The 15,752-nt window shown below is 68.9% G+C and carries 12 protein-coding genes; 7 read left to right on the top strand and 5 right to left on the bottom strand.

The window, feature by feature from the left end; genetic code table 11:
- The first annotated feature begins 23 nt into the window (after positions 1–23).
- From ILT43_RS16475 to ILT43_RS16465, 3 genes are all read left to right on the top strand, one after another.
- Complete coding sequence (locus tag ILT43_RS16475; protein ID WP_204200078.1) at positions 24–1,049, top strand: LacI family DNA-binding transcriptional regulator; 1,026 nt, start codon at positions 24–26, stop codon at positions 1,047–1,049.
- Between the two features lie 98 nt (positions 1,050–1,147).
- The gene (locus ILT43_RS16470; protein ID WP_204200077.1) at positions 1,148–3,595 is read left to right on the top strand and encodes a glycoside hydrolase family 3 protein; all 2,448 of its coding nucleotides are present in this window, start codon (positions 1,148–1,150) and stop codon (positions 3,593–3,595) included.
- Positions 3,596–3,710: 115 nt separating this feature from the next.
- On the top strand, positions 3,711–5,132 hold the full coding sequence (locus ILT43_RS16465; RefSeq protein ID WP_204200076.1) for a glycoside hydrolase family 125 protein: 1,422 nt from the start codon (positions 3,711–3,713) through the stop codon (positions 5,130–5,132).
- 44 nt (positions 5,133–5,176) lie between these two features.
- Here ILT43_RS16465 and ILT43_RS16460 read toward each other — a convergent pair whose 3' ends face one another.
- From ILT43_RS16460 to lgt, 5 genes are all read right to left on the bottom strand, one after another.
- Positions 5,177–6,508 carry a cystathionine gamma-synthase family protein gene (locus tag ILT43_RS16460; RefSeq protein WP_204200075.1) on the bottom strand — a complete coding sequence of 444 codons (1,332 nt, stop codon included), beginning with the start codon at positions 6,506–6,508 and terminating at the stop codon, positions 5,177–5,179.
- Between the two features lie 66 nt (positions 6,509–6,574).
- Positions 6,575–7,333 (bottom strand): peptidoglycan editing factor PgeF, encoded by a 759-nt coding sequence (gene pgeF / locus ILT43_RS16455; RefSeq protein WP_204200074.1) that lies wholly within the window; start codon positions 7,331–7,333, stop codon positions 6,575–6,577.
- Between the two features lie 8 nt (positions 7,334–7,341).
- Positions 7,342–7,848 (bottom strand): GNAT family N-acetyltransferase, encoded by a 507-nt coding sequence (locus tag ILT43_RS16450; RefSeq protein ID WP_204200073.1) that lies wholly within the window; start codon positions 7,846–7,848, stop codon positions 7,342–7,344.
- A 1-nt stretch (position 7,849) separates the two neighbouring features.
- Positions 7,850–8,821 (bottom strand): class I SAM-dependent methyltransferase, encoded by a 972-nt coding sequence (locus ILT43_RS16445; protein ID WP_211534577.1) that lies wholly within the window; start codon positions 8,819–8,821, stop codon positions 7,850–7,852.
- A gap of 78 nt (positions 8,822–8,899) precedes the next feature.
- Entirely contained in the window at positions 8,900–9,784 is an 885-nt protein-coding gene (gene lgt, locus ILT43_RS16440; RefSeq protein ID WP_204200071.1) for a prolipoprotein diacylglyceryl transferase, read from the bottom strand.
- Between the two features lie 65 nt (positions 9,785–9,849).
- Here lgt and ILT43_RS16435 point away from each other — a divergent pair, with 65 nt between their 5' ends.
- From ILT43_RS16435 to phbB, 4 genes are all read left to right on the top strand, one after another.
- The gene (locus ILT43_RS16435; RefSeq protein WP_204200070.1) at positions 9,850–11,538 is read left to right on the top strand and encodes a class I adenylate-forming enzyme family protein; all 1,689 of its coding nucleotides are present in this window, start codon (positions 9,850–9,852) and stop codon (positions 11,536–11,538) included.
- 192 nt (positions 11,539–11,730) lie between these two features.
- Complete coding sequence (locus ILT43_RS16430) at positions 11,731–13,914, top strand: xanthine dehydrogenase family protein molybdopterin-binding subunit (RefSeq protein ID WP_204200069.1); 2,184 nt, start codon at positions 11,731–11,733, stop codon at positions 13,912–13,914.
- Positions 13,915–13,916: 2 nt separating this feature from the next.
- Entirely contained in the window at positions 13,917–14,936 is a 1,020-nt protein-coding gene (gene hemH, locus ILT43_RS16425; protein WP_204200068.1) for a ferrochelatase, read from the top strand.
- Between the two features lie 30 nt (positions 14,937–14,966).
- Positions 14,967–15,689 (top strand): acetoacetyl-CoA reductase, encoded by a 723-nt coding sequence (gene phbB / locus ILT43_RS16420; protein ID WP_204200067.1) that lies wholly within the window; start codon positions 14,967–14,969, stop codon positions 15,687–15,689.
- Positions 15,690–15,752: the final 63 nt, after the last annotated feature.

Genomic DNA, 15,752 nt, shown 5'->3' with positions numbered 1-15,752 from the left:
ACCGCATTTAACGAGGACACGTGTTGGAAAAGGCGCGCCGACGGGCAACGATCATCGATGTGGGCCGGCACGCGGGAGTGTCCGCCAAGACGGTGTCGCGTGTCCTGAACGGAGAGCCGCATGTCAGTCCTGCGGTTCAGCAGCGTGTCCGCGATGCGGCGGCGAGCCTGCATTACCATCCCAACATGCTCGCCCGTGCCCTGGTGCGGCAGCGGTCGATGCTGCTCGGGCTCGTCTATGAGAATCCTTCGGCGAGTTACGTGGTCGAACTTCAGCGCGGCATGCTCACCCGACTGGCGGACACGCCCTACCGCCTGGTGGTGTTTCCGATCGCGTCGATCATCGAACGCAGCGGCGAGGTCGCGGGATTGCTGCGATCGGCGGGGCTGGACGGCGTCGTTCTCGCACCGCCTGCTGCCGACGATCTGCGCATCCTGAACGATCTGGCGTCTGCCGGGATCGCGTGTGCGCGCATCGGGCCGTCGCGCGCGATCGAATTGGCACCGAGCAATATCGTCGACGACATCACGGCGGCGCGAGAGATCGCGACCCATGTGATCGAGCTCGGTCATCGTACGATCGGCATCATCAAGGGACATGCGTCGCACGCTGCCAGTGAGGCGCGGACGATGGGCTATAGTCAGGCATTCTACGCAGCGGGACTGCCGATGCGGCTCGATTTGGTCGAGCAGGGCGATTTCACGCGGGAGAGTGGCCATGCCGCGGCCGAACGCCTGCTGGCGCGGGCCGAAGCGCCAACGGCCATTCTCGCGCAGAACGACGACATGGCGGTCGGAGCACTGCTCGCGGCGCGCGAGCGGGGGCTGACGGTTCCCGACGACCTGACGCTGGTCGGCTTCGACGATTCCGAAATCTCCCGGATCTGCTGGCCCCCGCTCACCACCGTTCGCCAGCCGGTCTTCGAAATGGCACGGGAAGCGACGGACATGGTCATCGCCCAGCTGGAAGATCGTCCGCCCCTGCTGCGGCACGATCATCCCCACGACTTGCTGATCCGGGCATCGACCGCCGCACCGCCACGCTCCTGAAGCTCGCCGGTCTGTCCGACGTTGACAACGTTGACACAGGTGTGCTGGATCGTTCGCGAGCCATAGAGCTACAGGAGGGGATGATGAGGTCAGGCGCGTTGCCTATCGTTGCAATGCTGGCGTGCGCGACCGCGATCGTGTCGCCGGGCCTGGTGGCGGCGCAGAACGGCATCGTCCACCCGGAGGCGTGGCCCAGGATCGCTTGGCCGGTGCGCACCGACGCCGCGGCGGAACGCCGCATCGCCGACCTGCTCGCCCGGATGACCGTCGAGGAGAAGGTCGGGCAGGTGATCCAGGCCGACATCGCCAGCGTCACGCCCGAGGACGTGAAGCGCTATCATTTGGGCTCGGTGCTGAACGGCGGCAATTCCGGTCCGTATGGCGACGATCTGGCACCGGCACCGAAGTGGCTGGAACTGGCGGACGCGTTCTACGCCGCGTCGACGGATCGTAGCGGTGGTGGCGTCGGCATCCCGCTGATCTGGGGCACGGATGCGGTGCACGGGCACAGCAACATCGTCGGCGCGACGCTGTTCCCGCACAATGTCGGGCTGGGCGCGGCGAACGATCCGGACCTGATCCAGCGCATCGGGGCGGCGACCGCGGCGGAAATCCGTGTCACCGGGCAGGAGTGGACCTTCGCGCCGACGATCACCGTGCCGCAGGACGCACGCTGGGGGCGCACCTATGAGGGTTACTCGTCCGACCCGGCGCTGGTGGCGCGCTATGCCGACCGCATGGTGCTGGGATTGCAGGGGCCGGTGAACGGCAAGCCGATGCTCAAGGGGCCATACGTGCTCGCCAGCACCAAGCATTTCCTGGCGGACGGCGGCACGTTCGAGGGCCGCGATCAGGGCGATGCGAAGATCACCGAGGCGCAGCTCCGCGACATCCACGGTGCCCCCTACGGCCCGGTGATCCGCGCCGGCGTGGGCACGGTCATGACCAGCTTCTCGAGCTGGCAGGGCGTGAAGATGGCCGGGAACAAGGGCTTGGTCACCGACGTGCTGAAAGGCCGGATGGGCTTCGGCGGCTTCGTCGTCACCGACTGGAACGCGCACGGGCAGGTCGCCGGCTGCACCAACGCCAGTTGTCCGCAGGCACTGCTCGCCGGCGTTGACATGTACATGGCGCCGGACAGCTGGAAGCCGCTGTACAATTCGCTGCTCGCGCAGGCGAAATCGGGCGTCGTTCCCGCCGCGCGGCTGGACGATGCGGTCGCGCGCATCTTGCGCGTGAAGATGCGGCTGGGGCTGTTCGAGGCGGGCAGACCGTCGTCGCGGCCACTGTCGGGACAGTATAAGCTGCTCGGCGCGCCGGAGCATCGCGCGATCGCACGCGAAGCGGTCGGCAAGTCGCTGGTGCTGCTGAAGAACCAGGGCGTGCTGCCGCTGAAGCCGGGTGCCAGCATCCTGGTCGCGGGCGACGGTGCGGACGACATCGCGCGCCAGTCGGGCGGGTGGACGCTGACGTGGCAGGGCACCGGCCTGACCAACGCCAACTTCCCCGGTGCGACGTCGATCTGGGGCGGCATCGACGCCGCGGTGAAGAAGGCGGGCGGCAAGGCCCAGCTCGCGCCGGACGGCAAATTCACCACCAGGCCCGATGCTGCGATCGTCGTATTCGGCGAAACGCCCTATGCGGAGTTTCAGGGCGACCTGAAGACGCTGCAGTTGCGCAGCGATCAGGTCGGACCCCTCGCGACGATGAAGCGGCTGAAGGCGCAGGGCATTCCTGTGGTCGCGGTGATGCTGACCGGCCGACCGCTGTTCACCGGCGAGGAGCTGAACACCGCCGACGCGTTCGTCGTCGCATGGTTGCCGGGCAGCGAGGGCGGGGGCGTGGCGGATCGGCTGTTCTCGTCTTCTGCGGGATTCACCGGCCGGCTGTCGATGCCGTGGCCGATGTCGGCAAAGGCGGACGGCCCGGTCCTGTACCCGCTCGGCTATGGCATGACCGGGCGTGAGCGAGCGGGCGCGTGGACGCCGGTGTCCGAGGACTCCGGGGTAGCGGCGGTCGACGACGGCGGCGTGTTCTTCGCCGACGGTGTCCCGTCCGCGGCCTGGTCGCTGCACGTCAGCGACGGTGCTGCGGACCAGACGCGGGTGACGAGCGTGCCGCTGGCGGCGCTTGGCGGACGCGTCACGGTGCGCGCCGTCGATGCGCGCGTGCAGGAGGGTGGCCGCGAGTTCGCGCTGCGCGGCGGTGGCGTGACGGAAGTGTCGCTGAGCCCGGCCGGCTCGCGCGACCTGACGCGGGAGGCGAACGGCGACGTGATGACGGTCGCGACGATCCGCTTCGACACCGCCCCCGCCGCCGACGCGCGGATCGTCGCCGACTGCGGCGGTGGGTGCAAGGGCGGGGCGGCGCTGCCGAAGACGCTGCCGGTGGGCAAATGGCTGACGGTGGGTGTTCCGTTGAAGTGCTTCGGCACGATGACCGACGTAACGCGGCCGTTCGTGATCCGGACGACGGGGCGCATGACCTTCTCGCTGGCGCGGGTCGCGCTGGGGACGAGCGCGGACCGGGTGCTGCCGTGTTCGTGAGGTAGGGGGCGACCTCAAGCCGTCGCGGCGCTCGCAATGACGGAATCGCTCCACCGGGCTGGGCTTTTCGGGCGCGAAGGGTGATGGAGCCTTTCGCAATCGAAGGGCGGTAACGATGACGATAACGCGGCGGGCGGTGATGGCGACGGGCGGGCTGCTGGCCGCGATGCCGCGTGTGGGCTGGGCGGCCGACGCGCCGCTGACGAGCCAGCGCCCGGCACCGAAGGACCGCCGCTTCGTCAGCCCGGCGGTGGAGCGCGAAATCGTGCGCGTCGGCCGGCGCATCGGCGATCCCGAGCTGCGCTGGATGTTCGAGAATTGCTATCCGAACACGCTCGACACGACGGTGAAGATGGGCGTCGTCGTCGACGGCAAGCCCGACGCGTTCGTCATCACCGGCGACATCCCGTGCCTGTGGCTGCGCGACTCCGCGGCGCAGGTGCGGCCCTATCTGCACCTCGTCAAAACCGATCCGAAGCTGAAGGAGCTGTTCCGCGGCCTGATCGCACGGCAGGCGCGGTCGATCCTGATCGATCCCTACGCCAACGCGTTCATGGAAGATCCGACCGCGAAGAGCGATCTGGAATGGTCGCAGTCGGACCGGACCGACATGAAGCCGGGCGTCGGCGAGCGCAAATGGGAGGTCGACTCGCTCTGCTATGCGATGCGGCTGGCGCATGATTACTGGTCGACGACGCGCGATCCGCGACCCTTCGACGCAACCTGGGCACAGAGCGCGCGGGCGATCGTCCGCACGTTTCGCGAGCAGCAGCGCAAGGACGGACCGGGGCCGTACCGGTTCCAGCGCAGTGCGCCGCAGCCGAGCGAGACGCTACAGGCCGGGTACGGCGCGCCGACCCGCAAGGTCGGGCTGATCCATTCCGGCTTCCGCCCGTCCGACGACGCCTGCACCTATCCGTTCCTGATCCCGTCCAATGTGTTCGCGGTGACGACGCTGCGCGAACTGGCGGTGGTGGCGCAGGGAGCGCGGCAGGATGCTGGGCTGGCGGCGGACGCGAGCGCGTTGGCGGACGAGGTCGAGCGGGCGCTGCGCGAATACGGCACGATGACGCTGCGCGACGGGCGCAGGGTGTGGGCGTACGAGGTCGACGGGTTCGGAAACGCGGCATTCATGGACGACGCCAACGTGCCGTCGCTGTCCGGGCTGGCGTTCCTCGGCTGCGTCCGCGCCGATGAGCCGCTGTGGCGCGCGACCGCAGCGGCGGCGTGGAGCGACGCGAACCCGTGGTTCTTCCGCGGCAAGGCGGGAGAGGGGATCGGCGGGCCGCATGTCGGCGAGGGGCAGATCTGGCCCATGTCGATCATCATGCGCGCTTTTTCCGCTACCGACGATGCGACGATCCGGCGATGCCTGGCGGTGCTGAAGGCGACGCATGGCGGTACGGGCTTCATGCACGAATCGTTCGATCAGGACGATCCGAAGACCTTCACGCGCAGCTGGTTCGCCTGGGCGAACGGGCTGTTCGGGCAGTTGATCGTGCATCTTGCGACGACACGACCGCAGTTGTTGGGGTGACGCGGACGTCTCCCTCCCCCTGCAAGGGAAGGGAGACGCGCAGATCAGATCGCCGCCAGCGCCTGATCGAAGTCGGCGATCAGATCGTCCGCGTCCTCGACCCCGATCGAGATGCGGACGAGGTTGTCGGTGATCCCCAGCGCCTGCTTGCGCGCGTCCGGCACCGACAGGTGCGTCATCGCCGCCGGGTGGCTCGCCAGCGTCTCGGTCCCCCCCAGCGACACCGCCAGCTTCGCGATCCGGAGCGCGTCGAGGAACCGGAACGCCTCCGCCTCGCCGCCCTTCACCAGCAACGAGAAGGTAGATCCCGCACCCGAGCAATGCCGGTCGAAGATATCCTTCTGCCGCGCATCCTCGATGAAGCCGAGATAGCTCATGCTGTCGACCTTCGGATGCTGGCGCAGGAAGGCGCAGACCTTGGCCGCGTTCTCGCCCGCGCGGCTCATCCGCAGTTCCAGCGTCTCCAGCGACCGCAGCAGCATCCAGGCGGTGTTCGGGTCGCAGATCGTGCCGATCGTGTTGCGCATCGCGCGGATCGTGTTGATCTGCTCCTTCTTGCCCAGCACGCCGCCCGCGACCAGATCGCTGTGGCCGCCGGCATATTTGGTGAGAGAATACACCACGATGTCCGCGCCGTGCTTCAGCGGCTGATGCCACAGCGGCCCGAGGAAGGTATTATCGATCGCGATCGGCGGCTTCTCTGACTTGTCGGCGAAGATCGCATCGCGGCTGGCGGCCACCGCCTGCACGTCGACCAGCGCGTTGGTCGGGTTCGCCGGGCTTTCGAGATAGATCAGCGCGACGTTGCCGGTCGCGGCCTCCTCCAGCACGCGGTCGATCTCCTCGCGCGTCGCGCCTGCCGGGAAGTCGAGCCACTTGACCCCGAACTTGCCGAGGATGCGGCCGATCAGCGTCTCGGTCGCGGCATACAGCGGCCCGGAATGGACGATCGTGTCACCCGGCTTGGTCATGGCCAGAAACAGCGTCGCGATCGCGGACATGCCGCTGGAAAACGCCAGCGCGTCCTCCGCCTCTTCCCAAACGCCCAGCCGGTCCTCCAGGATTTCCTGGTTGGGGCCGTTGAAGCGCGAATAGACCAGCCCCTCGGCACCGCCCGGCCGCTTGCCGGTCACGCCCTCGAAATGACGCTTGCCGGCGGCGGCGTTGGGGAAGACGAAGGTGGAGGTCAGGAAGATCGGCGGCTTCAGTGCGCCTTCGGACAGCGCGGGGTCATAGCCATGCCCCATCATCAGCGTCGATGGCTTCAGCTTGCGGCCGCCGATCGCCTCGACCTCGGCCTTGGGGCTGATCCGCGCTTCGACGCCGGTCAGGTCGGCTTCGGTAGGGGTCGAGGGCGGGGTAGGGGTGTTCGGCACGATCCGTCTCCTTTGCGAAGGATGCTATCAGCCAACCCGTATCGTGGGAAACTAGTTCAACCCGAATTACAAACCGATAAGGGCGATCTGCCGCCCATAGTAGGGCTCGCCGCGGTGGGCCGCGCGCCGATAGGAGAAGAAGCGCGCCTCGTCGGCATAGGTGTCCAGCCCCAGCGCCTCGACCCGCGTCACCCCCGCCTGCGCCAGCCGATGGGCGACATACGCCTCCAGGTCGAAGCGATAATGCCCCGGCCGCGCCTCCGAAAAGAAGCGCTCGTTCGCCCGGTCGGCGGCGGCGAAGCGCGTCAGGAAGGCGTCGTCCACCTCGTAGCTGCGCCGGGCGATGCACGGGCCGATCGCCGCGACGATCCGCTCCGGCTGCGCGCCCAGCGCGCGCATCGCGGCGATCGTCGCGTCGGTGACCCCGCCGATCGCGCCCTTCCATCCCGCATGCGCCGCCCCGACGACGCCAGCCTCGATGTCGGCGAGCAGCACCGGTGCGCAGTCCGCGGTCAGGATGCCGAGCAGCAGCCCCGGCCGGTTCGTCACCAGCGCATCCGCATGCGGCCGGATATCGCCGAGCGGCGCGGTGACGGTGACCGCGTCGGCGGAGTGGATCTGGTAACAGGTGGTCAGCGCCGCGCCCGGCAACACCGCCGCGACGGCGCGCGCGCGATTCTCCGCCACCGCCGCCGGATCGTCCTCCGACCCCAGCCCGACGTTCAGCCCGCCGTGGATACCCGCCGACACGCCGCCGCGCCGCCCGAGGAACCCGTGCGCCACGCCGTCCAGCGACCGCGCCCGGATCACGTCCACACCCGTCATGCGGTCGTTCACAGGGCCAGCCGCATCAGATCGTCCTCGTCCGCCTGCTCGCCGACCATGAATGTATAGGTCCCGACCCGCTCGAACCCGCGCTTCTCGTAGAAGCGTCGCGCCCGGTGGTTCTCGATGAACACCGACAGGTACAGGTCCTGCGCACCCTCCGCGCGCGAGGTTTCGATCGCCCAGTCCATCAGCGTCGCGGCGACGCCGGTGCCGTGCCACGCCCCCAGCACATACAGCTGCCGCAACTCCGCCGATGGTCCGCGTCGCTCCACCGGCAGCGCCGGCGGTCCCAGCTTGGCAAAGCCGGCGGCGACGCCGTCGTCCTCGGCGATGCGGATGCGGAAACCGGGATCACTCAATTGTGCTGCCCAGGCCTGTTCCGACAGGGTTTCGAGGAACGCGGCCAGATCTTCCGGACGGTACAGATGGCCGAACGTGTCGGTGAAGCTCTGTCGGCTCAGCGTGGACAACGCCGCCGCATCGCCGGTCACGGCATCGCGATATTCGATCATGTCATCCTCTGTCGAACGCCGCCGGCACCGGCCAGTTCGTCGCGGTCACCGCCAGCACCTTGAACAGCCGCCCCATCTCGCCGACCAGCCGCATCCGGTCCGCCGCGATCCGCTCCGCCTGATCGGGCGTTGCGCGAGCAAGGGCGGCGGCGCGCGAGTCGATACCCAGCGTCACCAGCCATTCGGCCTGCTCGACCGGTCCCCAAGCGACCGCTCCCGACGCCTGCGCGGCGGCGGCCAGCGTCGTGAAGTCGACATGCGCGGTCAGGTCGTGTTCGCCGGGGTTCTCATACGGGTTGGCGAAGCCGTGCCGCTTCACCGCCTGCAACGTCTCGCCCAGTACCGGCCCTTCGTGCCCGTAATCGACGACCAGCAGCGCACCGCCCTGCTTGGCGATCCGCGCCGCCAGGGTGCGGATGATCGCTACGCCTGCGGGCGACACCTCCAGCACCGACCCCGCCGGCGACGCGCGCAGCGGTTCGGGGATCACGGCGTCCGGCACCGGCTTGCCCGCGATCGGCAGGAACAGGATATCCTGACACGCGACCAGCCGCTCGCGCCACGCATCCGGTCCCTTGACCAGTTGCCGGATCGGCAGCGCGTCGAAGAACTCGTTGGCGACGACGATCAGCGGCCGGTCGGTCGGCAACGTCTCGACCGCGTCATGCCAGGTCGCGTTCGGCAGCCGCTCCGCCTGCATCGCCCGCAACACCGGACTGGTCTCGACCAGATGCACGTCCGGCGTCAGCCCGGCCCGCGCCATCGCCCGCGTCGCATCCACCGCCAACGTTCCGCGCCCCGGTCCCAGCTCGACCCACGCCACGGCGGGTCGATCGGCGCGGTCCCACAGGTCCGCGCCCCACAGCCCGACCAGTTCGCCGAACATCTGGCTGATTTCGGGCGCGGTGACGAAATCGCCGTCCGTGCCGAGCGGGTCGCGTGTCGCGTAATAATGCCCGTTGGCGGCGGCCATGTACTGCGACACCGGGATCGGTCCCGCCAGCGCGATCGCGCGCGCCAGCCGTTCGGGCAGGGCGTCCTCGCTCACGCGTCAGGCCACGCTCTCGACGCCGGCGATCGGCTCGACCCGCGTCCGCCGCTTCGTCGATGTCATGACCAGATACACGCCGCCCGCGATCATCGGCACGCACAGCCACTGACCCATGTGCAGGCCGGTCGCCTCCGCGAACGCGACCAGTTGCCGGTCGGGCTCGCGGAAGAACTCCACCGTGAACCGCGCGATGCCGTATCCGACCAGGAACAGCCCCACGAGCCGCCCCGGATAATAGCGCGCCCTGGTCCGCCAGAACGCATAGGCGAGCAGCGCGAACAGCAGCACGCCCTCCAGCGCGGCCTCGTACAACTGGCTCGGGTGCCGGGCCGGGTCGAGCATCGGATAGGGGACCGTGTGCGGGAAGATGATCGCCCACGGCACGTCGGCGGGCTTGCCCCACAATTCGCCGTTCACGAAGTTCGCCAGCCGCCCGAAGAACAGGCCGAACGGCACCACGCACGCGACGTAATCGTGGATGCGCAGCCAGTCGAGCTTGTGCTTGCGCGCGAACAGGATGATCCCCAGCGACGTGCCCAGCACGCCGCCGTGGAACGACATGCCGCCATCCCACAACCGCACGATGCGCAGCGGGTGCAGGAACATCTCCGGCGCGTAGAAGATCACGTAGCCGATCCGCCCGCCCAGGATGATGCCCAGCGTCGCGTAGAAGACGAGATCGTCGGCATGCCGCCGCGCCATCGGCGCGCCGGGCTGCGCGAGCAGCTTCAGCAGGTACCACCACCCGATCAGGATGCCGGCGATATAGGCCAGGCTGTACCAGCGCAGCGTGAAGAACCCGATCGAGAAGACATCGGGGTGAAGCCCCAACGATTCGAAACGGATATGATCGCCGACGGCCGCGGCGAGAATGGGCAGGATCAAGGCTTCCCCCTCTTGGATCGGGCCTGCATAAAGGTCGGAAACGACAAGACCAAGTGGAGAGAGCGATGCGGACGGAGCTGGATGGCCGGATGGACGGCATGCTCGCGGCGATCACGGGCGAAGGCGGCATGATGCCGCTGGCCTCGGTCGAACGCTGGGGCACGCAATTGCCGGTGATCGCCGCCGCCCCGCCCACGCTCGCCGCCTATTTCGCGCATTTCTGCGAACAGCACCGCGACGCCTGTTTCATCGTCGCGGGCGAGGAGCGGCTGACCTTCGGGCAGGTGTTCCAGACGGCGGTATCGGTCGCGAAGGCGCTGACCGGGCGCGGCATCGCCAAGGGCGACCGGGTCGGCATCGCCGCGCGCAACTCGCCGTCGTGGATCGTCAGCTACATGGGCATCGTCATGGCGGGCGGCGTCGCGACGTTGCTCAACGGCTGGTGGCAGGCGGACGAGCTGGCGGTCGCGATCCGCGACGTCGACTGCGCCCTGATCCTCGCCGATCCGCCGCGCGCCAAGCGCCTCGCCGCGATCCAGGGCCTGACCACATCCGTCGTCGTGCTCGACGACACGCTGCCGCTGCCGCAGGCGATCGCGCCGCTGCTCGGGGGTGCGGAGGGCGAGTTGCCCGATCTGCTGCCGGACGACGCCGCGACGATCCTGTTCACCTCCGGCTCGACCGGCCGGTCGAAGGGCGCGCTGTCCGATCACCGCGCGGTGGTGCAGGGGACCTTCAACTTCCTCGCCTCCGCCGTCGTCATGCTCGGCCTGTCGACGCAGGACGGCAAGGCACCGCCCGCGCAGCATGTCACGCTGCTGACGCTGCCGCTGTTCCACGTCACGGGGGAAGTCCCCTGTTTCCTCCAGAGCTTCGCGATCGGCCGCCGGCTGGTCATCATGCCGCGCTGGGACGCGACCGAGGCGATGCGCCTGATTCAGCAGGAAAAGGTCAGCTATTTCGTCGGCGTGCCGCTGATGAGCTACGAGATTCTCAACCACCCGGACCGTGCGGACTACGACCTGTCGACCGTCTCCGACTTCGCCGCCGGTGGTGCGCCGCGCCCGGAGGAGCATGTCCGCCGCATGGACGAGGAGCTGGGTGGACCCGCGCCGCTGATCGGCTTCGGCCTGACCGAAACCAACGCCGTCGGTACCGGCAACTGGCGGTCGAACTATGTCGCCAAGCCCGCCTCCGCCGGTCGTGCCTCGCCACCTTTGGTCGAACTTGCGATCCTCGACGATGCCGGCCACCATCTGCCGCAGGGCGAGCGCGGCGAGATCGGAATCCGCTCGATCGCCAATTTCCGCGAATATTGGCGCGACCCGGTGGCGACCGCGGCGGCCTATACGCAGGACGGGTTCTTCCGGTCGGGCGACATCGGCTATCTCGACGAGGACGGATACCTGTTCATCGTCGACCGCAAGAAGGACATCATCATCCGCGGTGGTGAGAATATCAGCTGTCAGGAGGTCGAGGCGGCGCTCTACGCCCATCCCGCCGTGCACGAGGCGGCGGTGTTCGGCCTCCCCGATGCGCGTCTCGGCGAAGTCCCCGCCGCGGTCGTCTATGCCGACGAAGGGCTGGAGCCGGACGATCTGACGAAGTTCCTCGCCGAGCACCTCGCGGCGTTCAAGATTCCCGCCCGCATCTGGTACGCCGCCGGCCCCCTGCCGCGGCTGGGCACCGAGAAGATCGACAAGGTCACCCTCAAAACCCACTACCGCGCCCTCGCGGCGGCGGAGGCGGGGTGACACTCCTCCCCCGCAAGGGGAGGTGGCGCGAAGCGACGGAGGGTGACACCCCTCTCGATAGCGGCACACCCCTCCGTCAGGGCTGCGCCCTGCCACCTCCCCTTGCAGGGGAGGAGTGAAGTTGGCGCAGCAAACACTTAAGCCGCGCCCGAAAACCCGCTAACTCCATCCGATGACCTCGCCCGCGACCCCATGCCGATAGACCGCCGCCAGCTCCTGGTCGCCGGCGGCATCGGCACCGGCCTGATCGTCGCGTGGAATCTGTGGCCGCGCGATTATCCGCCGACGCTGGTCGCCAGTGCTGGCGAGACGCCGTTCGGTGCGTATCTGAAGATCGGCGAGGACGGCCATATCACCGTTGCCGTGCCGCAAGCCGAACACGGGCAGGGCATCTGGACCACGCTGCCGCAGATCGTCGCCGACGAACTCGGCGCGGACTGGCGCACCGTGGCGGTGGAGGCCGCACCGCTCAGCCCGCTCTACGCCAACGCGCTGGGGCTGGACGACCTGCTGGAGGGGATGCCGACCGGCGTCACCGCCGCGAACCCCGCACCGATGCTCACCGCCGCCTCCAGCGCGATCCGCCGCTTCGAGGACCCTGCGCGCGATGCCGCCGCGACCGCCCGCGCGCTGCTGTGCATGGCCGCCGCCCGGCGCTGGGACGCGGACTGGCGCGCGTGCAGCACCGCGGCCGGCTTCGTCGTTCTTGGCCGGCAGCGCCTGCGCTTCGCCGAACTCGCTGCCGCCGCGGCGAAGCTGACCCCGCCCGATCCGTTGCCGATCGGGGTGCAGGGGGCGGGCAAGCTGATGGGGCAGGACCTGCCCCGGCTCGATGCCCCGGCCAAGGTCGACGGCTCGGTCAACTTCGCGGGGGATATCCGGCTTCCCGACATGGTCCACGCTGCCATTCGTCAGGGACCGCTGGGCGACAGCCGGCTGGTGAAGGTCGACCGCGCCGCCGCCGACCGCGTGCGCGGGGTGCTGTCGGTGGTGGAGACGCAGCGTTGGGTTGCCACCGTGGCGACGACGTGGTGGGCCGCAAGCCAGGGGCTGGAGGCGCTCGGCGCCCGGTTCGAGACGCACGGCCCGCGGATCGACGACGCGTCGATCGCCCGCGCGCTCGATACCGCCCTCGACGGGAACGGCCACCGGTTGGCCGCGACCGGAGACCTGTCCGCGGTGTTCAGGGGCGCGGTGCTGTTCACCGCCACCTACCGTGCCGCAGCAGGCGTTCACGCCGCGATCGAGACGCCCGCCGCCACCGCACACTACGACAATGGCCGGCTGGAGATGTGGCTGCCGACGCAAGCCCCCGGCGTCGCCCGTGCCGCCGCGGCGCGCGCCGCCGGGTTGGCGGAGGAGGCGGTGCTAGTTCACCCGATGCAGATCGGCGGGTCGGTGGGGCAGGGGCTGGATACGCAATGCGCCGAACAGGCCGCCGTCCTCGCGGTGAAGATCGGTCGCCCCGTCAGCCTGACCTGGTCGCGTGGCGAGGCGATGCTGCACGACGAATACCGCCCGCCCGCGGTCGCGCGGATGGCGGCGCGGCTCGGCGCGGGCGGTGCGATCCTCGGCTGGCAGGCGAAGATCGCCGCGCCCCCGACCGGTGTCGAACTCGCCCGGCGTCTCGTCCCTGGGCTCGGTACGCGGATCGCACAGGCGACGAACGGGGCGGACGCCTATGCGGTCGGCGGCGCGTTGCCACCCTATCGGCTGCCGGTGGTCGCCATCGATCACCACCCCGCCCACATCGGCATCCCGACCGGTCACTTCCGCGGCGGCGCGCATGGGCTGACCTGCTTCTTCACCGAATGCTTCCTCGACGAACTCGCGCATGCGGGCCGGTCCGAACCGGTATCCTTTCGCATCGGGATGCTGGGCGGCGAGCCGCGTCTGGCGCGCTGCCTGTCGACCGCCGCCTCCCTCGGCGGGTGGGAGGGCGGCGTGCAGGGCAGCGGGCAGGGAATCGCCGCGCACGCGTTTCGCGGCAGCTATGTCGCCGTCATGGCGGAGGCACATAGGGGGGACGACGGCCGCCCGGTGGTCGACCGGCTGGTGGCGGCGGTCGATTGCGGGCGGATGGTCAATCCCGACATCGTCCGTCAACAGGTCGAGGGCGGGCTGATCGTCGGCCTCGCACAGGCATTGGGCGGGGCGACCGGTTTCGACCGCAATCTCGCGACGGCGCGCGGCTTCGACGGGTTCTGGCTGCCGCGACTGGCCGATACACCGGACATCACGGTGGAGCTGATCCGCTCCGGCGAAGCGCCCGGCGGCGTGTCCGAACTCGCCATTCCACCCGTCGCGCCGGCCATCGCCAACGCGCTGCATGCCGCGACGGGCTATCGCATCCGCCGCTTGCCGCTAAGAGCCTGAGCATGAACCCTCCCGTCCACGCGCCCGCCGATCATCCGCCCATCGCGAAGCCGCGCATCGGCGTGCTGCTGATGAACCTCGGGACGCCCGACGGGGCGGACGCCAAGTCGGTGAAGCGCTACCTCGGCGAATTCCTGTCGGATCGCCGCGTCGTGGAGATTCCAGCGATCGCGTGGCAGCCGATCCTGCGCGGCATCATCCTGAATACGCGGCCAAAGAAATCTGCGCACGCCTATCAGCAGGTCTGGCGCGAGGACGGCTCCCCGCTCGCCGCGTTCACGCGTGCTCAGGCGGCGCGCCTGAAGGATGCATTCGGGCCGGGCGTGCTGGTCGACTGGGCGATGCGGTACGGCAATCCGGCCATCGCCGAGCGGTTGCAGGCGATGAAGGATGCCGGGTGCGAGCGTATCCTGCTCGCGCCGCTCTATCCGCAATATTGCGCGGCGACGACTGCGACCGCCAACGACAAGGCGTTCGCGCATCTGGCGACGATGCGCTGGCAACCGGCGATCCGCACGCTGCCGCCCTATCACGACGATCCTCTCTATATCGGCGCGCTGAAGACCTCGATCGCGGAGTCGCTGGCGCGGCTCGACTTCGAGCCCGAAACGCTGATCGCGAGCTTCCACGGCATGCCGAAGCGGACGCTGGCGCTGGGCGACCCCTATCACTGCCACTGCCAGAAGACGGCCCGCCTGCTGGCGGATGCGCTCGGTCGGCCGGTGACGATCGCGTTCCAGTCCCGTTTCGGACCGGCCAAGTGGCTGGGGCCGGCGACCGACGAGACGCTGGTGGCGCTCGCGAAGGCCGGTACGCGCAAGGTCGCGGTCGTCGCACCCGGCTTTTCGGCCGACTGTCTGGAGACGCTGGAGGAACTGGCGATCCGCGGCCGCGAGTCGTTCGAAGAGGCGGGCGGCACCCATTTCGCCTATCTCCCGTGCCTGAACGACGAGGATGTGAGCATCGAAATGTTGCGCAACATCGTCTCGCGGGAACTTGAAGGCTGGGTGCGCCTGCCCTAGCGTCGGTACAACCAGAACGGGAGAGGTTGAATGGCACGAGTGGCGATCGTCACGGGCGGAACGCGCGGCATCGGCGAGGCGATCAGCCTTGCGCTGAAGGAAGCTGGCTTCACGGTCGCCGCGAACTATGCGGGCAACGAACAGCGCGCGGCCGAATTCACTGAACGGACCGGCATCCCTGCCTACAAGTGGGACGTGTCCGACTATGACGCCTGTCAGGAGGGTTGCGCGAAGGTCGCATCCGATCTCGGTCCGGTCGACGTGGTGGTCAACAATGCCGGCATCACCCGCGACGGCACGATCCTGAAGATGACCTATCAGGCGTGGAAGGAAGTGATCGACACCAATTTGGGCGGTTGCTTCAACATGGCCAAGGCCGTCTTCCCCGGCATGCGCGACCGCAAATGGGGTCGCATCGTCAACATCGGCTCGATCAATGGACAGGCCGGCCAGTACGGTCAGGTCAACTACGCCGCCGCCAAGTCCGGCATCCACGGCTTCACCAAGGCGCTGGCGCAGGAAGGCGCGCGCGCCGGTGTGACGGTCAACGCGATCGCACCGGGCTATATCGACACCGACATGGTCGCCGCGGTTCCGCCCGAGGTGCTGGAAAAGATCGTCGCCAAAATCCCGGTTGGTCGCCTGGGCCAGGCACACGAAATCGCACGCGGTGTGGCCTTCCTGTGCTCGGAGGACGGCGGCTTCGTCACCGGATCGACGCTGAGCATCAACGGCGGCCAGCATATGTACTGACGATGGCGGCAGCGCGGCCTTGCCGCGCCGCCACCACCGGCACGGCCGGCGGGTCGGCGCAAG

It is taken from the genome of Sphingomonas longa, from assembly GCF_016892685.1.
GTDB lineage: Bacteria > Pseudomonadota > Alphaproteobacteria > Sphingomonadales > Sphingomonadaceae > Sphingomonas > Sphingomonas longa.
Note: the sequence above shows the minus strand (reverse complement) of the source record. Positions and strands in the feature narration are given on the sequence as shown.

What these genes read in the sequence shown, in the direction of transcription:
- ILT43_RS16465 (WP_204200076.1), top strand. Translation starts at nt 3,711, where the DNA reads ATGACGATAACGCGGCGGGCGGTGATGGCGACGGGCGGGCTGCTGGCC.
- pgeF (WP_204200074.1), bottom strand. Translation starts at nt 7,333, where the DNA reads ATGACGGGTGTGGACGTGATCCGGGCGCGGTCGCTGGACGGCGTGGCG.
- ILT43_RS16450 (WP_204200073.1), bottom strand. Translation starts at nt 7,848, where the DNA reads ATGATCGAATATCGCGATGCCGTGACCGGCGATGCGGCGGCGTTGTCC.
- ILT43_RS16445 (WP_211534577.1), bottom strand. Translation starts at nt 8,821, where the DNA reads ATGGCCGCCGCCAACGGGCATTATTACGCGACACGCGACCCGCTCGGC.
- ILT43_RS16435 (WP_204200070.1), top strand. Translation starts at nt 9,850, where the DNA reads ATGCGGACGGAGCTGGATGGCCGGATGGACGGCATGCTCGCGGCGATC.
- ILT43_RS16430 (WP_204200069.1), top strand. Translation starts at nt 11,731, where the DNA reads ATGCCGATAGACCGCCGCCAGCTCCTGGTCGCCGGCGGCATCGGCACC.
- hemH (WP_204200068.1), top strand. Translation starts at nt 13,917, where the DNA reads ATGAACCCTCCCGTCCACGCGCCCGCCGATCATCCGCCCATCGCGAAG.
- phbB (WP_204200067.1), top strand. Translation starts at nt 14,967, where the DNA reads ATGGCACGAGTGGCGATCGTCACGGGCGGAACGCGCGGCATCGGCGAG.